Raw genomic sequence first — 21398 nt, forward strand, 5'->3', positions numbered from 1 at the left:
CCGCGGCTGGGCGGGCCTCAGCCCCAGCCTCAGCCCACCGTGAACGTCCGCGTGGTGCCGCTGAACGGGGTGATCGCCCCGAAGATGCTCTTGGAGTCCCCGAAGTGGACGATCCGGTACGTGCCCGCCGGTGTGTCCTGGCCGATGTCCCAGGTGATGACCGCCTTGGAGGTGCCGGTCACCGCATTGGTCCGCACCCAGCGGTATTTCGTCTCCCAGTCGCCGTCGTCCAGGTAGCGCACCCACCGGCCGTCCACCAGCCGCTGCACCTCGAGGAACGTCCCGTTCCGGTGCAGGTTGTTCTTCGGGTGGCCGGTGACGAACTCGGTCCTGACCGCCCGGCCCCGCTCGTAGGACTTCTCGGGCTCGGTGAGCACCTCGCCGAACGACGTGCCCGACGGCGGGCTGTCCATGACCACGCCGGTCTGCAGGGTGATCTGCCGGTCCGACAGGTCGGGCGGGTTCGGGCCGCGGTCGATCGTGCCGCCGTCCTTCAACGAGGCGGCGAGCCTGGCGAACTCCTGCTGGTACGCGGGCAGCGTGTACCGGCCGTAGAGCGTCGAGCCGCCCTCGTACTGCTGCAGGTCGTACTCCTCGGGCGTCGTCACGTACTGGCTGTAGGCGTTGGCGTAGCCCTGCATCAGCACGTTCCCGACCGGGACGCCGAGCTCCTCCGCGACCGAGCGGCGGATGCGCAGGCCGGAGACGATGGTGTACTCGGCGGGCCCGGCCACCAGATAGAACTGGCCGATCTTGACGATCTGCACCGGGAGGATCTTCGGGGTGGCGGGTGCCGGGTCGGAGATCATGCCGGTCGGTACGAGGTTGGCCTTGGGGTACTGGCAGCCCACCAGCCACTCCGGCGGGTCGACGTGCCACGGCTCGAGCAGGTCGGCGACCGGGCTGTGCATGCCCTCGGTGAACCCCGGGATGGCGGGCCCGTCCTCGACGCTGCCGGCCAGGGTGGAGGCGCCGACCATGGCGGGGCAGGTGCGGTGGTCCTTGCCGTCGGGGGTGTACTTCCCGTCGACCGTGACCTCTTCCATGTTCACGAACCGCATCCGGGAGTCCACGCTTCCGCTGACCGGGGTGTCCGCCGCGTTGTAGACCTCCCGGGCCTTCCTGAACTGGCGGTCGCCGATGATCCGGGTGTTCTCGAACTCGTCCTCGGTCGGCCCGGAGCCCGGCTTCAGGTTCAGATTCGGCGACATGTCACCGGCGTTGGTGTTGGGAAACGCCGCGACGAAGCCCTTCTTGTCCTCGAGGTAGCGCACGCCCTTCTCGTCGTGCTCCCACTCGTACGACGCGTAGCCCTTGTTGTCCGGGCTGAGCAGGGTGTTCTTGTTCGTCAGCGAGGTGTTGTGGGTCGCGAACCAGCTGATCGCGCCGATGTCGCTGCCGCCCTGCTTGAAGCGGAGCACGGTCATCGCCGGGTCGATGGCGCCGGGGAAGGCGGCCTTGTCGGATTCCGGGTTCTCGTCGAAGGCCACCTTGGAGCGGTTGACGCTCGCATGGGTGAGCTCGCCCCTGCCGAGGGTGATGGTCCCCGGCTCGAGGTCCTCATGGGCCTTGGTGACCGACTCGACGATGCCGTCCACGATGGCGTTGAAGGTGTCCTTCTGGAAGCCGAGGGAGGCCAGGTTGTACGCCAGGTGGTGGGAGTGGCCGCCGGATCCCGCATGGGTGTGGGTGGCCGACAGCAGCACGTTCTGCTCGCTGTACAGCGAGCCGTAACGCTCCTTCAGCTTGCGTATGACGCGCTGCTGTACCGACTGGAAGATCATGCCGAGGTCGGCGTTGACGTAGACGACGCGGTTGCCGCTCTCCCGGTCGGCCACGATGAACGCCCGGGAGCGCTGGCGCTGGTGGATGCCGGTCGCCTTCTGGTCGAAGCTGGAGTACCCCATCATGCCGACCTCGGCGGCCTCCCCGGTGACGTCGGAGATGCCACGGCCGACGAGGTACGTGGTCGGCTCAGCAGCCGGTGCCGCGCCCGCCCGCTCCATGGCGGGCACGGCCGCCAGGCACAGCGCTCCGAGCGTTCCGGCGAGCAGCAGGGAGAGGATTCTGACCTTGGCGCTGGGGAACCGCATGCCTTCTCCTGAGGGGGGTGGGCGTGGGGGAGTGGGGGTGGCGGACGGGTATCCGGCCATGACCGTACGGCCGGAGGCGTGCGGGGAAGAGGACCGAGCCGGACAGTAACCGGGTCTCCAGCGGCCACGGACCCGGGAGCTCCGAAAGGAACGTCCCTAGTCGACCGAGCCCTTCAGCGCCACGAGGATCAGCCCGAGGCTGCCCGCGAGCAGTGCGGCCAGGATGAGCGGGCCACCCCTGAGGCCGCCTCTCCGGGCGCTGATCGTTCCGAAGCCGACGAGCAGCAGCACGGTGAACCACACCGCGATTTCCAGGGCCACGGTCGGGGTCGCCCCGAACAGCAGCGCCACCAGCAGCACGACCACCGGGGCCAGGGCGGCCCTGACGATCGCCCACTGTGCACGCATCGTGGACCACAGCCGCCGCCGGGAGAAGGCCACCCCCTCCTCGAAGTGGACGAGTTCCTCCGCGTACACGTGAGCGAGCCAGTAGACCACCACGGTGGCGAGGACACCGGGGACGACCTCATCGATCTCGATGGGCGGCTCCGAGTACGCGGCCATGACGGCACCGGTGATGACCGTGCCGTAGACCGCCTGTGCGGGGTTCTTCAACGGCATCAGCCGCATTCCCAGCCGACCCGACCACTCCCGCAACAACATGGCGCCATCCTCCCGGTTTCCCGCCGGAAGTGACGCAGCGACCCACCCCGATCCGTCCGGACCCGGAACACGTCCGGACCCGGAACGCTTACAGTGGCAGCGCTGTTCACGGCCGCTCGGGAGGTGAGGTGCGTAGTTCCCCGCCTGGTTCCCCGCCCGCCGACCCGCGCTACGGCTCGGCGACCATCACCTCGCATCTGCTGCGCTATCTCAGCGTCGTGGCCGCCGAGCGCGGACACGACCTCGGGCCCGCGCTGCGCCGCGCCGGGCTCAGCGAGGCCGCGCTGAGCGCCGTGGGCCTGCGGATCTCCTACCGGCAGAGCAGCCAGGTCATCAGAGAGGCCATGAGCGAACTCGGCGATCCCGCGCTGGGCCTGGCCGTCGGGCGCAGACAGCGGGTGACCGCGTGGGGCCTGGTCGGACTCGGCCTCCAGGCCAGCCCCACGCTGTTCGACGCCGTCGCCCTCGGCGTGCGCTACCACGGCCTCACGGGATCGATGCTCGACTACCGGCTGGAGTCCGTACCCGGCGGAGCCGCGATCCTCCCGACCGCCCGCTACGCCGACTACGAACTCCAGCCGTTCCTGATCGAGGAAGCGTTCAGCAGCACCGTTGCCCTGATCAGGTGCGCGCTCCACGACGACTTCGCGCCCCACGCCGTCGTCGTCCGGCACCCGTGCCCCGCCTACGGGGACGAGTACGAGCGGTACTTCCGCTGCTCGGTCTCCTTCGAAGCGCCCGACGACCGGCTCGTCCTCGGCACCGACTGGCTGGAGCGCCCCCTGCCGGGCGCCGACGCGTACACGGTCGCCCAGGTCGTCGGACTGCTGGAGTCGGCGCGCACGCTCGGGCGCGAGCGGCAGGACCTGGTCGAGGGCCTGGAGGTGTCGGTCGCCCGCAGCCTGCCCCACGTACCGCCGCTCACCCACCAGGCGCAGGCGCGCGCGATGAGCGAACGCACGCTGCGCCGGCGGCTGGCGGAGTGCGGGACCACGTACGAGGCGCTGGTCGACTCCGTACGCCTGGTCCGGGCCGAGGAGTTGCTGACCGCCGGAGACATGCCGCTGGGCAGGGTCGCCGAGCTGCTCGGCTTCAGTGACGCGCGGACGCTGCGGCGGGCGGTGACGCGGTGGTTCGGGGTGAGCCCGTCCGAGGTGCGCAGGCGCGGCGCCGCGCCTGCGCGGCCGGAGACCGCCGTCTGCGCCCGCCGCACTGTGAGCTGAGTCCCACTCCCGGGTGGCCTCGGGGCGTACCCCGGGAGCGTGAAGGGTGCCCCCGGTAGGCTGACGCGGCCCGATCCCCGAGCACCAGAGCCAGCACAGCACCCGAGCCAGACCCACCGGAGACCGTGACTACCACCACCTCCTCCTCGCATCACCTCTCACCCGCCTTCCCCGGCCGCGCCCCCTGGGGTACGGCGGGCAAGCTGCGTGCCTGGCAGCAGGGCGCGATGGATCTCTACATCCAGAAGCAGCCGCGGGACTTCCTCGCGGTGGCGACGCCCGGCGCGGGCAAGACGACCTTCGCGCTGACGCTCGCCTCCTGGCTGCTGCACCACCACGTCGTGCAGCAGGTGACCGTCGTCGCGCCGACCGAGCACCTGAAGAAGCAGTGGGCGGAGGCGGCGGCGCGGATAGGGATCAAACTGGACCCGGAGTACAGCGCGGGGCCGCTGGGCCGCGAGTACCACGGCGTCGCGCTGACGTATGCGGGCGTCGGCGTGCGGCCGATGCTGCACCGCAACCGCGTCGAGCAGCGCAAGACCCTCGTCATCCTCGACGAGATCCACCACGCCGGGGACTCCAAGTCCTGGGGCGAGGCGTGCCTCGAGGCCTTCGAGCCGGCGACCCGCCGACTCGCCCTCACCGGCACACCGTTCAGGTCGGACACCAACCCCATCCCGTTCGTGGAGTACGAGGAGGGGAACGACGGCATCCGGCGGTCCTCGGCCGACTACACGTACGGGTACGGGAACGCGCTCGCCGACGGCGTCGTCCGGCCGGTCATCTTCCTCTCCTACAGCGGCAACATGCGCTGGCGGACGAAGGCGGGCGACGAGCTGGAGGCCCGGCTCGGCGAGCCGATGACCAAGGACGCGGTGTCGCAGGCGTGGCGTACGGCCCTGGACCCGCGCGGCGACTGGATGCCGAACGTGCTGCGCGCCGCGGACCAGCGGCTCAGCGAGGTCCGCAAGTCGATCCCGGACGCGGGCGGGCTCGTGATCGCCTCCGACCAGGACGCGGCGCGCGCGTACGCGAAGCTGATCCGCGAGATCACGGGGACCGGGCCGACGGTCGTGCTGTCCGACGACAGCGGCGCCTCGCAGCGGATCGACGACTTCTCCCACTCCGACGACCGGTGGATGGTCGCGGTCCGGATGGTGTCGGAGGGCGTGGACGTGCCGCGGCTCTCGGTCGGGGTCTACGCGACGACGATCTCGACGCCGCTGTTCTTCGCGCAGGCGGTCGGCCGTTTCGTACGGTCGCGGCGGCGCGGCGAGACCGCGTCCGTCTTCCTGCCGACGATCCCGATGCTGCTCGGCTTCGCGAACGAGATGGAGGTCGAGCGCGACCACGTCCTCGACAAGCCGAAGAAGGAGGGCGAGGAGGAGGACCCGTACGCGGCGGAGGAGAAGCTCCTCCAGGAGGCGGAGAAGCAGCAGGACGAGGACACCGGCGAGCAGGACATGCTGCCGTTCGAGGCGCTGGAGTCGGACGCGGTCTTCGACCGGGTGCTGTACGACGGCGCGGAGTTCGGGATGCAGGCGCACCCGGGCAGCGAGGAGGAACAGGACTATCTGGGCATTCCCGGTCTCCTCGAACCGGACCAGGTGCAGCTGCTGCTGCAGAAGCGGCAGGCCCGGCAGATCGCGCACAGCCGGAAGAAGCCGGACGCGGAGGCCGACCTGCTGGAGATCCCGGCGGAGGGGCGCCCGGTCGTCACGCACAAGGAGCTGCTGGAGCTGCGGAAGCAGCTGAATTCCCTGGTGGGCGCGTACGTCCACCAGAGCGGCAAGCCGCACGGGGTGATTCATACGGAGCTGCGCCGCGTCTGCGGCGGCCCGCCGAGCGCGGAAGCGACGGCGGGCCAGATCCGCCAGCGCATCGCCAAGGTCCAGGAATGGGCCACGCGCATGCGCTGATCCGCCGGATCTTCCCGCCGCGACGGCGACCGGTCCGACGAAAACCTTCCGCCGCAGTGGCGAGGGGCGAGACGTCGGAGCCCGGCGGTGCCGAACTGGCCGCAGCCTGCTTGCCGTACGGCACCGCCGGTCCGCGCCATCGACTTCTCGCCGTCGCGGCGGGAAAGGTTCTCACCGCGGCCGGGCATATCAGGCAAAACGAACACCGGGTTGCCCGGATTCTGGACGGCCCCTTCCGCTGAGCGGACCGGCTCGCTACCTTCTCGGTACCCCACACACGCCCCGTGGCAGCGCTGCCGCGGAGCGCAGCCGGTGCCATGCGACCGGCGGCCTCTCCGCGCGCTGCCGCTGGGACCGGCAACGCACCCGCCGCGAGAAGCCGCCCGTCACTCAGACGAGGAGGGGGCGTCGTGACCGCGGAGACGTCTCAAACGCTCGACAGGGGCCTGAAGGTCCTCAAGCTGCTCGCCGACACCGACCACGGACTGACCGTGACCGAGCTCTCGAACAAGCTCGGCGTCAACCGCACGGTCGTGTACCGCCTGCTCGCGACCCTCGAGCAGCACGCACTCGTACGCCGGGACATCGGCGGCCGCGCCCGCGTCGGGCTCGGCGTGCTGCAGCTGGGCCGCCAGGTGCACCCGCTCGTACGGGAGGCCGCCCTGCCCGCGCTGCGCGCGCTCGCCGAGGACATCGGGGCCACCGCCCACCTCACGCTCGTCGACGGCAGCGAGGCACTGGCCGTGGCCGTGGTCGAGCCGACCTGGACCGACTACCACGTGGCCTACCGGACCGGATTCCGGCACGCCCTGGACCGCGGCGCGGCGGGCCGGGCCATACTCGCCGCGCGCCGCACCCCGGGCACGGACCCGGGCTACTCGCTCACCCACGGCGAGCTGGAGGCGGGCGCCTGCGGCGCCGCGGCGCCGCTGCTCGGCGTGACGGGTGTCGAGGGCAGCGTCGGTGTGGTCATGCTGGCCGAATCGGTCCCGGAGCGGGTCGGCCCCCGGGTCGTCGAGGCGGCGCGAGAGGTCTCCGACGCGCTGCGCTGACAAGGTCGGTTAGATTCACCACCATGCCTGCCGCCGCCTCGCCCCCTCCCTCTCCTCCCGCCCCCCGCAGGGGAACCCGCGCCCGGATCCTCGGTCTCTGTGCCGTGCCCGTCGTCGCGCTGCTTGCCGTCGCCCTCTTCGCCCCGCTGCCCTTCTCGATCGCCCAGCCCGGGATGACCGCCGACGTGCTCGGCTCCAGCCGGGGCAAGCCGGTGATCAGCATTTCCGACGCGGAGAGCCGCAGGACGACGGGGCAGCTGCGGATGACGACGATCGCGGCGACCAACCCCGACGCGCACGTGGGGTTCGGCGATGTCGTCGACGGCTGGTTCAGAGCCGACCGGGCCGTGCTGCCGCGCGAGTCCGTCTACCCGGTGGGCGACACCACCAAGGAGATCCAGCGCTACAACGCCCGTCAGTTCCGGAAGTCCCAGGACGCGGCCACTGCCTCCGCCCTCCGCTACCTGCACAGGTCGCCGGACGACGTACGGGTCACCCTGCGCCTCGCCGACGTCGGAGGGCCGAGCGCCGGGCTGCTGTTCTCGCTGGGCATCGTCGACAAGCTGGACGGCGACGGCTCCGGCGGCGACCTGACGGGCGGCCGTACGATCGCGGGCACCGGCACCATCACCGCGGACGGAGAAGTCGGCGCGGTGGGCGGCGTACCGCTGAAGACGCAGGCCGCCAAGCGGGACGGCGCGACCGTCTTCCTCGTCCCGCGGGCGGAGTGCGACGACGCCCAGGCCGAACTCCCGAAGGGCCTCCGGCTCGTCCCGGTCACCACCCTCGAGGGCGCGGTGAACGCTCTCAAGGCCCTCGAGACGGGTGGCAGGGTCCCCAGCTGCTGATGCCCTCCCGCACGAAGCGCTCAGCCCCTCCGGATGGAGCGCTCACCCCTTCCGCAGGGAACGCTCAGCCCTCCCGGATGAAGCCCTCCCGCACCAGCCAGTCCTTCGCCACCTCGTGCGGGTCCTCCCCTCCCACGTCCACCCGCGCGTTCAGCCGCTGGGCCTCCGCCCCCGTCAGCCGCTTGCTGATCGGGGCGAGGAGCCCGGCGATGGCGGGGTACTTCTCCATCGCGGCGCTGTTCATCTCCGGTGCCGCGTTGTAATTCGGGAAGAAGTGCCGGTCGTCCTCCAGCACTTTCAACTTCAGCTCCGGAATGCGCCCGTCGGTGGTGGCGGCCACCCCGAGGGTGCAGGCGGCGCCCTTGGCGACCTGGGTGTAGACGACCCCGTCGTCCATCTTCTTGTAGTTCCCGCGCGGGAGGACGAAGCCGTACGTCTTCGCCACGCCCGGCAGGCCGTCCTCGCGCACCGCGAATTCGCTCCCCCCGCAGATCGTGGCCGCGCCCGGGTCCTCCTTCACCAGCCGCGCCACGTCGGAGAGGGTGCGCAGACGGTACTTCTGCGCGTGTGCCTGGTTCGCGACCAGCGCGTAGGTGTTGTCGAGCGGGGCCGCGGGCAGCCAGGTGATGCCGTGGCGGCGGTCCTCGTCGCGTACGGCCTTCCACTGCTCGTACGGGTCGACGATCGGCCGGGTGTGCCCGAGGTACGTGATCCAGGCCGTGCCCGTGTACTCGTACATCCCGTCCGCCGCACCGGACTTGACCGCCTCGCGGGCACCGATCGAGCCCTGGATGTTCGTCCGGTCCAGGACTTCCGCGCCGGCCGCCTTGAAGACCAGCCCCATGATCTGGCCCAGGATGATCTGCTCGGTGAACTCCTTGGAGGTGACGGTCAGCCGGGCGCCCGCCAGCGGCCGCCCCTTCCCGATCGAGCCCGGCCGCACCGAATCGGCCAGCGGGCTGCCGCTGGTCAGCCCGCAGCCGCTCAGGCCCGCGGCGGCGAGCAGCAGCGCGGACGCACACGCGGCGGCGGCCCGTACCCGGGACAGGCGCATCAGTCCACCTCCAGGCCGCGCGGGCGCAGCAGCATCTCGACGAGCATCCCCAGCCAGTCGACGATCAGCGCCATGGCGACCGTCAGCACGGAGCCGAGCACCAGCACCGGCATCCGCTGGTTGGTGATGCCGGAGGAGATCAGGTCGCCCAGGCCGCCACCACCGCCGAAGGTGGCCAGCGTCGCGGTGCCGACGTTCAGCACCAGCGCGGTCCGTACGCCCGCCAGGATCAGCGGTACGGCCAGCGGCAGTTCGACCCGGAACAGCACCAGGCGCGGCGACATCCCGATGCCGCGCGCCGCCTCCACGAGCGCCGGGTCGATGGCCCTCAGCCCGGCGACGGTGTTGCTCAGCACCGGCAGCACCGCGAACGCCACGATGCCGATCAGCGCCGCCCGCCGGCCGATGCCGAGCCAGATCACCAGCAGCGCCAGCAGGCCCAGGGCCGGGGTCGCCTGGCCGATGTTGGCCGCCGCGACGAACGGTGGGGCGGCCCGGCGCAGGCTCCTGCGGGTCAGCGCCACGCCCAGCGGGATCGCGATGACCAGCACGAAGAAGGTGGAGATCGCGACGAGTTCGGTCTGCTGGCGGAGCGCGGTGCGCACGATGCCGCCGGAGAGCGCATTCCTGGCGATCGAGTCCAGCTCGGTGGTGCTGAGATACCAAGCGGTCGCGCCGAGGGCGGCTGCGACGAAGGCCGGCACGGTCACCAGCTTCTGCCAGGTGATACGGGGTGGGAGCCGGTGGGGTGCGACGGGCCCTGTCTCGGGCTCGTCCGGGCCCGGAGCCCGGTGACCGGCCTCGGGAGCTGCGACGCCACCTGCCCCGCCACTGACCTCGCTCCGGCTCACGAGGGCTCACCCCGGCCGGTCCGCTGAGCCTCCTCGGCTCGCCGCTCCTCCGGCGCCCCGTTCATTGCGTTCAGCAGCGTCGCCATGTCCACGACGCCGACGTACTCGCCGCCCTGCCCGGTGACCGCGACGCGGCCCGCGCCGTCGGCCAGCAGCGCCTCCAGCGCGTCCCGCAGCGTCACGTCCACCCCGATCCGGCCCCGTACCGGGACGCCCGCCGGTAACGGCAGGGGCTCCGCGACGGGCTGCGTGCTCCGGGCGCGCGTCAGGTCCTCGCGCCGCAGCCAGGTGTGCGGGCGCCGGTCCCGGTCCAGCAGCAGCAGATGATCGGCGGAGGCGGAGTCCGCGTGCAGCAGCTCCAGGACGGTCTCCAGCGGGTCGTCGACGGTGGCGGTCGGGACGTCGGCGAGCTCCACCTCCCGTACGCGCTTGAGGTTCAGTCGCTTCACCCCGGCGCCCGCGCCCACGAATCCGGCGACGAAGTCGTCGGCCGGGCTGGTCAGGATCGCCTCCGGGGTGTCGAACTGGGCGATGTGCGAGCGCTCGCGCAGCACCGCGATCCGGTCGCCGACCTTGATGGCCTCGTCGAAGTCGTGGGTGACGAAGACGATCGTCTTGCGCAGCTCGCGCTGCAGCCGGATCAGCTGGTCCTGAAGGCGTTCCCGGGTGATGGGGTCGACGGCCCCGAACGGCTCGTCCATCAGCAGCACGGGCGGGTCGGCGGCCAACGCCCGCGCCACCCCGACCCGCTGCTGCTGGCCGCCGGAGAGCCGGCGCGGATAGCGGCCGCGGAACTCCCCGGGATCCAGGCCGACCAGATGGAGCATCTCCTCGACCCGGTCCCGCACCTTCGCCCGGGGCCAGCCGGCCATCTTCGGTACGAGCGAGATGTTCTCGGCGACGGTCATGTGCGGGAAGAGGCCGGTGGCCTGGATGGCGTAGCCGATGGTGCGCCGGAGCGCCACGGGGTCGATGCCGGTGACGTCCTCGCCGCCGATCGTGATCCGCCCGGAGGTCGGCTCGATCAGCCGGTTGATCATCTTGAGGGTGGTGCTCTTGCCGCAGCCCGAGGGACCCACGAGGACCACGGTCTCGCCCGCCGCGATGTCCAGGGTCACGTCCTCCACGGCCGGAGCGGGGCTGTCCGGATAGCGCTTGGTGAGGTTGTCCAGTCGGATACTCGCGCCGGCGGCGGCCCGCTGGGCGAGCCCGGCGGGCTCTGCGGTCGCGGAAGCCTGGGCGGTGGGTTCGGCGGTTTCGGCAGGTTCAGCCACGGATCCCCCGTGAGATGGTGAGCCGTCCGATCGCCACGTACCCGGCGTCGAACAGCAGGGCCAGGACGACGATTCCGAGCGTCCCCGACAGTACTTCGTTGACCGCGTTCGCACTGCCCAGGCTGGAGATCCCGCGGAAGATCTGGTTGCCGAGCCCGGGCCCCGAGGCGAAGGCCGCGATCGCCGCGATGCCCATCAGCATCTGGGTCGCCACCCGGACGCCGGTGAGGATCGGCGGCCAGGCGAGCGGCAGTTCGACCCTGAGCAGCCGGGCGAACCGCGACATCCCCATGCCCTTGGCGGCCTCGACGAGGGCCGGGTCGACCCCGCGTAACCCGACGACCGCGTTGCGGACCACGGGCAGCAGCCCGTACAGCGTCAGCGCGATGACGGTCGGTGCGACGCCGAGGCCGACGACCGGGACGAGCAGGCCGAGGAGGGCCAGGGAGGGGACGGTGAGGATGGTCGCGGTCGTGGTGATCGCGAGGTTTCCCGCCCACTCGGTGCGGTAGGTGAGGACGCCGATCAGGACGCCGAGCACCGTGGCGGCGACCATGCACTGGAAGACGGCGCTGGCGTGCTGATAGGAGTCCACCAGCAGCTGCTGGTAGCGGGTGCCCAGGTACTCCCAGAAGTTCACTTCACGGCCCCTCCCTCAAGGGCGGTCCCCCCCCCGGCGGTCGGCGGTCCTTGCGGCTCCTGCCGCGACGCCTGGCGCACCAGTGGAATGATCCGGAGCGGCACCGGATTCTCCATCACGATCGCCGTCGAGGCCCGCACGATGCCATTGAATCCCACCACCCTGTCGATGACGCGCTGCAAGTCGGCATTCGAGCGTGCCACCAACCGGCACAGCATGTCACCATGGCCCGTCGTGGTGTGCAGCTCCAGCACTTCCGGGACGCCGTCCAAGTGCGCCCGTACGTCCGCGCCTTGACCCTGCCTGATCTCCAGCGTCGCGAACGCGGTCACCGGATAGCCGAGCGCCGCCGGGTCCACGTCGGGCCCGAAGCCGCGGATCACCCCATTGGCCCGGAGGCGGTCGAGGCGCGCCTGTACGGTCCCGCGCGCGACGCCGAGGCGCCGCGAGGCCTCCAGTACGCCGATCCGCGGTTCGTGCGCCAGCAGCTCCAGCAGCCGCCCGTCCAGCTCGTCGATGCCCATGAGCCCGCCTCCCGGTAGTCATCCTGTACAGAACGCCCCGCATCCGCCGGTTATTGCTGTGCAGAGTGTGCAGCGATTCTGCCAACTATTGCGCACCTTGTGGAGCAGAGGGAGTCTGAGGTCATGACTGAGACCATCCATCACACCCCGCACACCGCACGGCAGGCCGACCCCTTCCCGGTGAAGGGAATGGACGCGGTCGTCTTCGCCGTCGGCAATGCCAAGCAGGCCGCGCACTACTACTCCACGGCCTTCGGCATGAAGCTCGTCGCCTACTCGGGGCCGGAGAACGGCGTCCGGGAGACGGCCAGTTACGTCCTGGAGTCCGGCGCCGCCCGCTTCGTCTTCATCTCGGTCATCAAGCCGGTGACCGAGCGCGGCCGGTTCCTCGCCGGGCACGTGGCCGCGCACGGCGACGGCGTCATCGACCTCGCCATCGAGGTCCCGGACGCGCGGGCCGCGTACGAGTACGCGGTCGCCCACGGCGCCACCGGCCTCGAGGAGCCGCACGACGCCAAGGACGAGCACGGCACGGTCGTCCTCGCCGCCATCGCCACGTACGGCCAGACCCGGCACACCCTCGTCGAGCGCACCGGTTACGACGGCCCGTACCTCCCCGGCTTCGTCGCCGCGGCCCCGCTCATCGAGCCGGGCCCCCGCCGCTTCCAGGCCATCGACCACTGCGTCGGCAACGTCGAACTCGGCAAGATGGACGAGTGGGTGGCGTTCTACAAGAACGTGATGCACTTCGCCAACATGAAGGAGTTCGTCGGCGACGACATCGCCACCGAGTACTCGGCGCTGATGTCGAAGGTCGTCGCGGACGGCACCCGCAAGGTGAAGTTTCCGATCAACGAGCCCGCCGTTGCCAGGAAGAAGTCGCAGATCGACGAGTACCTGGAGTTCTACGGCGGCCCGGGCGTCCAGCACATCGCGCTCGCGACGAACGACATCGTGGCGACCGTACGGGCCATGCGCGCGTCCGGAGTTCAGTTCCTGGACGTCCCCGACTCGTACTACGACACCCTCGGCGAGTGGGTCGGCGACACCCGCGTGCCGCTGGACGAGCTGCGCGAGCTGAAGATCCTCGCCGACCGCGACGAGGACGGCTATCTGCTGCAGATCTTCACCAAGCCGGTCCAGGACCGCCCCACCGTCTTCTTCGAGATGATCGAGCGGCACGGTTCGATGGGCTTCGGCAAGGGCAACTTCAAGGCGCTCTTCGAGGCCATCGAGCGCGAGCAGGCCAAGCGCGGCAACCTCTGAGCCGCTGGGCCCCCCGACCCTCGCGAGGCGCGCCGCCCCCGCTCCGGCCGCGGGCCCCACGGGACCTGACACCCGTGGGGCCCGAGCGTGTCCGGGGTGGCTTGGGGTCGTTGGTCCGGTATGCGGATCCAGATCATCACCGCGGGCACGTACGGCTCCGTGGCCCCCTACACCGGTCTCGGTCACCGCCTGCTGGCCGAGGGCCACCACGTCGAGCTCGTCACCCACGCCCGGTACGCCGAGTCCGTGGCCTGCTGCGGCCTCGCCATGCGCCCCCTGCCCGCCGACCCGTTCGAGCACCTCCTGTCCGCGCACGCGCGCGTGACGCAGGCGCGCAGTTCCCCGCGGAGCCTGTACGAGATGGGCCGGGCCTCGCAGCGCGCCGCGACCGGTCTCGTCGACGGGATCATCGAGGCCGTGGACGACAAGGCGGATCTGATCCTGCTGTCCACGCTCGCCGCGCCCATCGGCTCGGTGGTCGCCGAGTACCACCGGATCCCGAGCGCGGGCGTCTTCCTCCAGCCGGAGGAGCCCACCACCGCGTTCCCGCCCTGCGTGATGCGCTGGCGGCCCGAGAGCCGCGGCAACCGGGTCCTGGGCCGGGCCGTCAACGCCGGATTCGATGCCCTGTACGCCGCGGCGAACCGGCGGCTGCACGCCCGGCTCGGGCTCCACCGCCGCGGTACGGCGCAGCTGCGCAGGCGCCGCGGCGGCTCCCAGTGGCCCGTATGGCACGGCTTCAGCCCCGCCGTCGTACCGCGCCCGCAGGACTGGCGGCCGGGTCTTTACGTCACCGGCTACTGGTGGCCCCACCAGTGCGCGAGCTGGACGCCCCCCACCGAGGTCACCGACTTCCTCGAGGCCGGTCCCGCCCCGGTGTTCGTCGGCTTCGGCAGCATGATGCCGAGGCCCGCAGAGGAGCTCGGCGACATCACCGTACGGGCGCTGCGCAGGGCCGGGCTGCGCGGCGTGGTCCAGGCGGGCTGGGCCGGTCTTTCGGTGGCCGGCGACGAGGTGCTCACGGTCGACAGCCTGCCGCACAGCTGGCTCTTCCCGCGGACGGCGGCGGTCGTGCACCACGCGGGGGCGGGCACGACGGGTGCGGGGCTGCGGGCGGGGGTGCCGGCGGTCCCGGTCCCGGTGCTGACCGACCAGCCGTGGTGGGCCTCGCGCCTGGTCCGCCTGGGCGTGAGCCCCGGCGCCCTCCCGCACGCGATGCTCTCCGCGGAACGCCTGGCCGCCGCCCTGCGCCGGGTAACGGGCACCCCGGGTTCGGCCTACCGCCGCCGAGCCAAGGAACTGGCCACCCACATCGCCCACGAGGACGGCTCCGGCCAGGTGACCCGTGCGATCGCGTCCTGGCTCGGCTGACAACGCCGAGGCCGCGCCGCCAACGGCGGCGCCTCACCCAGCCCCGTCCACCGACCCGGCGCCGCCAACGCCTGGACCCCACCCCGCCCCGGCCACTGGCCCGGCCGAGCGCGTCGCGGCAGACCGGGGCGCTCGTGTGGCAACGGCGCCGACAGACGCGACCGGGCTCGATCCGGCCTCCGGTGCGGCCGACCGGGACGCGGTCGGGTCCGCTGCGGTCGCGGTCGGCGCGTCGGGCGCGCGTGGTCCGAACTCCGGCCAGGGGCGGCCTGGGCCCGCTGGGCAGTCCGTCGACCGGAGCGAGGACCGTTTCGGCCCGGCTCACGGGATTTTTGGCGCGGAGGGTTGGTCCGGAGACGGTAGCGGCGGGTCTTCGGGGCCTGGCGGCCGGGGCGAGGGGCTCGATTCCGGATCGGGTGGGGCCCGCCCCATGGGGCGGGTCGACGCCTGGCTGTACCGGCATCAGGCCGAGGGCGCCATCTGCATGACCTTCGGCCTGCTCGCCTGGTTCGACGGGCCCCCGCCCCTCCTCCCGGAGCTGCGGAAGCGGGTACGCGAGCGCTGGTGCAGCCTGCCGCGGCTGCGGGCCCTCCCGGTCGACGGACCCTGGCCGCACTGGACTCCCGCCCCCCAGGACCCGGACCCAGACCACCACGTCGTCGCCGGCCCGCACGCGGAGCCGGGCCTTCACGTCCAAGCGCCCTTCACCGCCGCCTCGGAAGCTGCCGCGCCGCAGGCGCGGGGGCCGGTGCACGCGGGCGTGGAGGCGTGCGCGGCGGCGCTGCTCGCGGAGCCGCTCGGCTCCGCGAGCGGCCTGCCGCCCTGGCGGCTCCATCTGCTCCCCGCCGAAGAGGGTTCCGGCTTCGCGCTGCTGCTGCGCGCCCACCACGCCCTCCTCGACGGCAGGTCCCTGATCACCCTCCTCCGTACCCTCCTCGACGGTCCGGGGTCCTACCCCCTGCCCCCCGCCGCCGCGCATCTCCCCGAACCCCTCGACCTCCCCTCAGCCCCCAGGTCCGCCCAACTCAGGGCCACCGCCGGGCTGTTGCCCGCCGGACGGCGGCTGCCCTTCCACGCGCGCGTGGACGAGGGCCGTGCCCTGGCCTGGAGCGAACTGCCGGTGCACGCGCTGCGGCAGGCGCGCGGAGCCCTGCCCGGCGACGAGCCGGCCTCCGCCAACTCCGTCTTCCTCGCCGCCGCGGCCGCCGCGCTGCGCGCCACCGGCGCGCTCGGCGCCCGCCCGGGCCTGCCCGGCGTCTGTGCCATGGTTCCGGTCGACCTCCGCTCTCCCCGTGACGAGGCGTACCTCGGCAACCACTACGCGACCATCCGCATCCCCCTCCCCACAGCGGCCGCCGCATCCGGCCCCGACCGGCTCACCGCCGTGGAGCGCTCCGCCCGCCGGGCCGCGCACCGCCGCCTCGCGGACGCCCAGGCCCTGCTGGTGAGCAGGACCCCGCTCCGGCGCAGCGCGCTGCGCGACGCGCTCGCCCGCTACGCCGACTCGCCGCGCTACTCCTCGCTGCTGTGCACCAACGTCCGTACCGGCGGCGCGGGCGGCCCCGGCGCCCTGGCCCTGGGCCCCGCGACAGCGACCAGGATGGCGCTGGTGCCCGCCCTCAGCCCGGGGCATCCGCTCGCCCTGTCGCTGACCACTCACGGCACCACCACCGCCGTGGCCGTCCTCACCGACGAGGCGCACGCGCCCCTCGGCCGCCCGGTCGCCGACCGGATCCGGCACGAGGTGCTCGCCCTGCGCTCGGCGGCCCTGGACAGCCCGTACGGATGAACTTCACCGCGGCTCCCGACGCCGGTTCCCGGCCCGCGCGAACGTGCCTCGGATAGTGCTCTGATGCGACGACTCGGAGATCTCGGAGATTCAGCAGGCTCGCCGGGGGCGAGGCCGAGCCGCCGGTCGGTTCTCGGGCTGGCCGGTGCGGCGGCGGCAGCCGTCTTCGCGGCCCCGCGAGCGTCCGCGGCCCCCCGGACATCCACGGCGCCCCCCACATCCGCGGCCCACCAGACGAACACGTCTCCCCGGGCGTACGCCGCGGACACGCCCTTCGATCTGAGCGCCCAGGGCACCCGCTGGATCCAGGACAAACCGCTCCACCACACCACCGTCATGCAGTCGTTCGCCTTCGACGAGCGCCGCCGCCAGATCTACGCGGTCCAGGTGATCTCCGGCGGCGTCCGGCTCCTGGGCGAGCCCCGCGCGTACACCCACGCCGAGCGGTCGCTCGCCGGTGACCTGTGTCTGAACCGGCTCTCCTGGGACGGCGCCGTCCTGGACCGCATGTACCTGAAGGGCTTCGGGCACGGGACCGCCATGGGCGCCGAGGAGACGGCGGACGGCGGCATCGCGCTGTGGGCCGAGACCGACGCCAACCCCGCCTCCGGGTACGGCCGGGCCATCGGCCGCTTCCGGTACGCCGCGGGCACCGTGCTGAGCGCCGGCGACCCCGGCGTCACCACGTACCGCCCGCGCCCCGGCACCACCAACAACGCGGCGGCGATCGACCAGGCCGGCCGCCGCCTCCTGCTGCGCTACGGCATCGCGGGCAGCCGCCGGTACGCGCTCTACGACCTGGACGCCTTCGCCGCGGGCGACTTCGGCCCGCTGGCCGACTTCGAGCAGCCGGGCACCGAACTCGGGCTGCCGTTCCAGGGCATGACGCTGCAGGGCGGCTACGCGTACCAGATGCTCGGCCACTCCCACGACCCCGACAGCCCGCCACCGAGCACCGGCGACACCCGGCTGTACTGCATCGACCTGCGCACCGGAGCGGTGGTGCAGGAACAGCCCTCCCGCACCGCGTACGCCCTGGCCTCGCGCGAGCCCGAGGGCCTCGCGGTGCTGCGGAACGAAGGGCACGGGCCCCGGCTGTGCATGGGCTTCGCCTCGGGACCTGTGGGTGGCCGGAGGTACTCCCTCTACTACCTGGAGTCGCACTGACCACCGACCCAACGATGACGCCGACCGGACGCCGACCCGACGCCGACCGCGACCAGTCGTTGATCTTCCCAGGCGGACCGCCCGATGCGAGTCTTGAACCATGGCTGACCTCATCGAGCGACTGCGCGACGGGCTTCCGGACGAGGCCGTGCTGACCGACCCCGACATCACGGGCTCCTACGCCAACGACATGGCGAGCTTCTGCGAAGCGGGCGCCCCTGCCGCCGTCGTCCTCCCGCGCACCGTCGAGCAGGTGCAGCACGTGATGCGCACCGCCACCGAACTCCGCGTCCCGGTCGTGCCGCAGGGCGCGCGCACCGGCCTGTCCGGTGGTGCCAACGCCTCCGACGGCTGCATCGTGCTCTCGCTCGTCAAGATGGACCGGATCCTGGAGATCAGCCCGGTCGACCGGATCGCCGTCGTCGAGCCGGGCGTCGTCAACGCCGTCCTCTCCCGCGCCGTCGGCGAGCACGGGCTCTACTACCCGCCGGACCCCAGCAGCTGGGAACAGTGCACCATCGGCGGCAACATCGGCACGGCCTCCGGCGGTCTGTGCTGCGTGAAGTACGGGGTCACCGCCGAATACGTGCTCGGGCTCGACGTCGTCCTTGCCGACGGGCGGCTGCTGACCACCGGACGCCGCACCGCCAAAGGCGTCGCCGGATACGACCTGACCCGCCTCTTCGTCGGCTCCGAGGGCAGCCTCGGCATCGTCGTACGGGCCGTCCTCGCGCTCAAGCCCGCGCCGCCGCAACAACTCGTCCTCGCCGCCGAGTTCCCGTCCACGGCCTCGGCGTGCCAGGCCGTCTGCGAGATCATGGCCCGCGGCCACGCCCCCTCGCTGCTCGAGCTCATGGACCGCACCACGCTCCGTGCGGTCAACAAGATGGCCAACATGGGCCTGCCGGAGTCCACCGAGGCGCTGCTGCTCGCCGCCTTCGACACCCCGGACCCGTCGGCGGACCTGGCCGCGGTCGGCGAGCTGTGTGCGGCGGCCGGTGCCACCGAGGTCGTCCCGGCCGAGGACGCGGCCGAGTCCGAGCTGCTCCTGAAGGCCCGGCGGCTGTCCCTCACCGCGCTGGAGCAGGTCAGGTCCGCCACGATGATCGACGACGTCTGCGTCCCGCGCTCGAAGCTCGCCGCCATGCTCGAGGGCACGGCGGCCATCGGCGAGAAGTACGGCCTGACCGTCGGCGTCTGCGCGCACGCCGGCGACGGCAACACCCACCCGGTCGTCTGCTTCGACTCCGCCGACCCCGACGAGTCGCGGCGGGCCCGCGAGTCCTTCGACGAGATCATGGCGCTGGGTCTTGAGCTGGGCGGCACGATCACCGGGGAGCACGGGGTGGGGGTTCTGAAGAAGGAGTGGCTGGCGCGGGAGCTGGGTCCCGTGGGACTCGAGTTGCAGCGCGGCATCAAGCAGACCTTCGACCCGCTGAACCTGCTGAACCCGGGCAAGATCTTCTAGACCTCCGGGTCCGTGCCGTCCTCCACCCGCTCTAGGCGTCCTCCGGGCTGCCGTCGCGTAGCTGGTCGTCGGGCAGGGCAGGGGCCAGCAGCGCGGCGAGCGCGTCGTCGACGTCCAGCCACTCGTGCTCGGAGCCGGGCGCGACCGCCCGCAGCGTCAGCTCCAGCCAGGCCGACAGGGCCGCGGCCGGGGCCTCGATCAGCGCGCTCCCGCCCGGCGAGGACAGTGCCATGCTGACGGCGCTGCGCCCGTCGACCTTCGTCGGCCGGACCCGTATGTCTCCCTCCCCGCACGGCCGGAACACCCCCTCGATCAGCAGCTCTCGCGCGAACGTCCAGCGGACGGGCGAGTCCGAGCCGACGTGGAAGGTGATCTGCACCGCGTACGGGTCGTCCCTGCGGTAGGCGAGGCGGGCCGGGATGGGGACGGCCCGCTCCGGCGACAGCACCAGCATGAGATCCAGATCGAGCTCCAGGATGTGCATGAACGTCGTCCTTTCCGTGGTGCGGCGGTCCCGCACGGGCCCGCACACGGGGAGAGGCGACGCCCCTGGATTCCTTACGCGACTTCCTGGGAAAGTGTTCAGATTTCCTGGGGACACCGCCCCGCGGCCGTGCGATTGCGGGTGTTCACCACAAGCGGGTGGAGACGGGCACTTCGTCTGGATAGGGTGCCCAGAGAGGCGGTTGAAGAGGCTGTGCCGCCCCAGCCGGGGACACGGCCGGAGGTCGACAGGGGCGCCCGATGAGTGATGTCGTACCAAAGGATGGCGCCGGGGTGAGCGCGGCGACGCGCGGCCCCGACGAGGTCGAGCTCCGCCTCGAGCAGCACCGGAGGGAGCTGACCGGCTACTGCTACCGGATGCTCGGATCGGCCTTCGAGGCCGAGGACGCGGTGCAGGAGACGATGGTGCGGGCCTGGAAGGCCTACGACCGCTTCGAGGGCCGCTCGGCGCTCCGCTCCTGGCTCTACCGCATCGCGACCAACGTGTGCCTCGACATGCTGGGCGGCAAAGAGCGCCGTACCCGCCCGATGGACCTCTCCTCCCCGTCGACCGCCGCATCCCCGCTGGGCCCGGCGCTGCCGGAGGTCACCTGGATCGAACCGGTTCCGGACGGCCGCGTGCTGCCGACCGACGGCGACCCGGCCGAGGTCGCCGTGGCGCGGGAGTCGGTGCGGCTCGCGTTCGTCGCCGCGCTGCAGCACCTCGCGCCCCGGCAGCGGGCCGTACTGATCCTGCGCGAGGTGCTGGCCTGGAAGGCGAGCGAGGTCGCGGAGCTGCTGGACACCACGGTCGCGTCGGTCAACAGCGCGCTGCAGCGGGCGCGCGCGACGATCGCCTCGAGCGATATCGCGGACACCGACCCGGCCCGGCCGATGGACGAGGAGCAGCGCGCGCTGCTGGCGCGCTACGTCGACGCCTTCGAGCGCTACGACCTAGACTCGCTCACCTCGCTGCTGCACGAGGACGCGACGCTGTCCATGCCGCCCTTCGAGCTGTGGCTGCGCGGGCCCGCCGACATCCGCGCGTGGCTGGTCGGGCCCGGCATCGGCTGCCGCGGGTCGCGCCTGGTCCCGGTCACGGCGAACGGCTCCCCGGCCTTCGGGCAGTACCGCCCCGACCCCGTCGAGGGCGGCCACGAGCCGTGGGCGCTCCAGGTCATCGAGGTGTCGGACGGCCGGATCACCGGGTGGAACTCATTCCTGGACACCGCCCGGCTGTTCCCGCTGTTCGGCCTGCCCGCCCGGCTCGAGGCGCAGCCCGGGACGTCGTAACGCGGGACGTAACGCGGGACCGCCGGGGCACAGCGGCAAGGCCTCGTCGAGGCCCGCGGAGGCCAGCAGGGCCCGCAGGCCGTCACCGGCGTGGCGGAGCCGGAGCCGGCGGCCAAGGCGCCGCGCGGTCAACTGCAGCCGCGCCAGCGCCTCGAGGGTGACCACATCCGGGTCGGCGAGCGCACCCACATCCAGGGTCACCAGCTCGGCGTCGCTGCTCTGCAGCAGCACCCGCAGGCGCTCGCACAGCCAGGGCACATGGGCGGGCGTGATCGGACCGCGGAGGGCGAGGACGATCGTACGGGCGGTGGGCTCGTCCGGTTCGCCGTGCTCGTCGTGCTTGCCGCCCTCGTGGGGCTCGCCGCGCTCGTGGCGCTCGTCGGGCTCGTCGTCGGGATCGGCCAAGGCCGGCCTCCAGTC

The 21398-nt window shown here is 72.3% G+C and carries 19 protein-coding genes; 10 read left to right on the plus strand and 9 right to left on the minus strand.

The annotated features are described in order from the left end of the window. Nucleotides 1-29: 29 nt before the first annotated feature. Nucleotides 30-2093, minus strand: coding sequence for a neutral/alkaline ceramidase (locus ACTWP8_RS15750; RefSeq protein WP_443322791.1), 2064 nt, complete (start codon nucleotides 2091-2093; stop codon nucleotides 30-32). A 156-nt stretch (nucleotides 2094-2249) separates the two neighbouring features. After that, nucleotides 2250-2756 (minus strand): hypothetical protein, encoded by a 507-nt coding sequence (locus ACTWP8_RS15755; RefSeq protein ID WP_443322792.1) that lies wholly within the window; start codon nucleotides 2754-2756, stop codon nucleotides 2250-2252. Between the two features lie 128 nt (nucleotides 2757-2884). On the opposite strand from ACTWP8_RS15755, the gene ACTWP8_RS15760 reads away from it, so the two are divergent. The 4 genes from ACTWP8_RS15760 to ACTWP8_RS15775 all read left to right on the plus strand — a co-directional run bounded on the left by ACTWP8_RS15760 (nucleotide 2885) and on the right by ACTWP8_RS15775 (nucleotide 7798). After that, nucleotides 2885-3979 (plus strand): AraC family transcriptional regulator, encoded by a 1095-nt coding sequence (locus tag ACTWP8_RS15760; protein ID WP_443322793.1) that lies wholly within the window; start codon nucleotides 2885-2887, stop codon nucleotides 3977-3979. Between the two features lie 125 nt (nucleotides 3980-4104). Continuing rightward, the gene (locus ACTWP8_RS15765; protein WP_443322794.1) at nucleotides 4105-5898 is read left to right on the plus strand and encodes a DEAD/DEAH box helicase; all 1794 of its coding nucleotides are present in this window, start codon (nucleotides 4105-4107) and stop codon (nucleotides 5896-5898) included. Nucleotides 5899-6308: 410 nt separating this feature from the next. Further along, nucleotides 6309-6950, plus strand: a complete 642-nt coding sequence (locus ACTWP8_RS15770) for an IclR family transcriptional regulator (RefSeq protein ID WP_443322795.1) — start codon at nucleotides 6309-6311, stop codon at nucleotides 6948-6950. Nucleotides 6951-6973: 23 nt separating this feature from the next. Next, entirely contained in the window at nucleotides 6974-7798 is an 825-nt protein-coding gene (locus tag ACTWP8_RS15775; protein WP_443322796.1) for a YlbL family protein, read from the plus strand. Nucleotides 7799-7862: 64 nt separating this feature from the next. On the opposite strand, the gene ACTWP8_RS15780 is transcribed toward ACTWP8_RS15775, so the two are convergent. The 5 genes from ACTWP8_RS15780 to ACTWP8_RS15800 are packed head-to-tail and all read right to left on the minus strand — an operon-like array spanning nucleotide 7863 to nucleotide 12141. Continuing rightward, entirely contained in the window at nucleotides 7863-8852 is a 990-nt protein-coding gene (locus ACTWP8_RS15780; protein WP_443322797.1) for a glycine betaine ABC transporter substrate-binding protein, read from the minus strand. Then, nucleotides 8852-9703 (minus strand): ABC transporter permease, encoded by an 852-nt coding sequence (locus tag ACTWP8_RS15785; RefSeq protein ID WP_443322798.1) that lies wholly within the window; start codon nucleotides 9701-9703, stop codon nucleotides 8852-8854. Before ACTWP8_RS15785 ends, ACTWP8_RS15780 begins: the two co-directional genes overlap by 1 nt. Further along, nucleotides 9700-10977, minus strand: a complete 1278-nt coding sequence (locus tag ACTWP8_RS15790; protein WP_443322799.1) for a betaine/proline/choline family ABC transporter ATP-binding protein — start codon at nucleotides 10975-10977, stop codon at nucleotides 9700-9702. The genes ACTWP8_RS15785 and ACTWP8_RS15790 overlap by 4 nt, the downstream gene beginning before the upstream one ends. Then, entirely contained in the window at nucleotides 10970-11617 is a 648-nt protein-coding gene (locus ACTWP8_RS15795; RefSeq protein WP_443322800.1) for an ABC transporter permease, read from the minus strand. Before ACTWP8_RS15795 ends, ACTWP8_RS15790 begins: the two co-directional genes overlap by 8 nt. Further along, the gene (locus tag ACTWP8_RS15800; RefSeq protein WP_443322802.1) at nucleotides 11614-12141 is read right to left on the minus strand and encodes an Lrp/AsnC family transcriptional regulator; all 528 of its coding nucleotides are present in this window, start codon (nucleotides 12139-12141) and stop codon (nucleotides 11614-11616) included. Before ACTWP8_RS15800 ends, ACTWP8_RS15795 begins: the two co-directional genes overlap by 4 nt. 123 nt (nucleotides 12142-12264) lie before the next feature. Here ACTWP8_RS15800 and hppD point away from each other — a divergent pair, with 123 nt between their 5' ends. The 5 genes from hppD (at nucleotide 12265) to ACTWP8_RS15825 (ending at nucleotide 19202) form a co-directional block, all read left to right on the plus strand. Beyond that, nucleotides 12265-13407, plus strand: a complete 1143-nt coding sequence (hppD, locus tag ACTWP8_RS15805) for a 4-hydroxyphenylpyruvate dioxygenase (protein ID WP_443322803.1) — start codon at nucleotides 12265-12267, stop codon at nucleotides 13405-13407. Nucleotides 13408-13527: 120 nt separating this feature from the next. After that, nucleotides 13528-14778, plus strand: coding sequence for a glycosyltransferase (locus ACTWP8_RS15810; protein ID WP_443322804.1), 1251 nt, complete (start codon nucleotides 13528-13530; stop codon nucleotides 14776-14778). A gap of 430 nt (nucleotides 14779-15208) precedes the next feature. Beyond that, nucleotides 15209-16567, plus strand: coding sequence for a wax ester/triacylglycerol synthase domain-containing protein (locus tag ACTWP8_RS15815; protein WP_443322805.1), 1359 nt, complete (start codon nucleotides 15209-15211; stop codon nucleotides 16565-16567). Nucleotides 16568-16630: 63 nt separating this feature from the next. Beyond that, nucleotides 16631-17734: a phage baseplate protein gene (locus ACTWP8_RS15820; protein ID WP_443322806.1), complete on the plus strand. Its 1104-nt coding sequence runs from the start codon at nucleotides 16631-16633 to the stop codon at nucleotides 17732-17734. Nucleotides 17735-17834: 100 nt separating this feature from the next. After that, the gene (locus tag ACTWP8_RS15825) at nucleotides 17835-19202 is read left to right on the plus strand and encodes an FAD-binding oxidoreductase (RefSeq protein ID WP_443322807.1); all 1368 of its coding nucleotides are present in this window, start codon (nucleotides 17835-17837) and stop codon (nucleotides 19200-19202) included. Between the two features lie 31 nt (nucleotides 19203-19233). Here the strand turns inward: ACTWP8_RS15825 and ACTWP8_RS15830 are convergent, their stop codons facing one another. Next, a complete protein-coding gene (locus ACTWP8_RS15830) occupies nucleotides 19234-19686 on the minus strand; it encodes an SsgA family sporulation/cell division regulator (protein WP_443322808.1) in 453 nt (150 codons plus the stop codon). 260 nt (nucleotides 19687-19946) lie between these two features. Between ACTWP8_RS15830 and ACTWP8_RS15835 the strand changes: the two genes are divergently transcribed. After that, on the plus strand, nucleotides 19947-20978 hold the full coding sequence (locus ACTWP8_RS15835) for a sigma-70 family RNA polymerase sigma factor (protein ID WP_443322809.1): 1032 nt from the start codon (nucleotides 19947-19949) through the stop codon (nucleotides 20976-20978). Here the strand turns inward: ACTWP8_RS15835 and ACTWP8_RS15840 are convergent. Then, on the minus strand, nucleotides 20901-21383 hold the full coding sequence (locus ACTWP8_RS15840; protein ID WP_443322810.1) for an STAS domain-containing protein: 483 nt from the start codon (nucleotides 21381-21383) through the stop codon (nucleotides 20901-20903). The two genes, ACTWP8_RS15835 and ACTWP8_RS15840, sit on opposite strands and share 78 nt — an antisense overlap. Nucleotides 21384-21398 lie beyond the last annotated feature (15 nt).

The organism is Streptomyces sp. 7N604 (genome assembly GCF_052245475.1).
GTDB lineage: Bacteria > Actinomycetota > Actinomycetes > Streptomycetales > Streptomycetaceae > Streptomyces.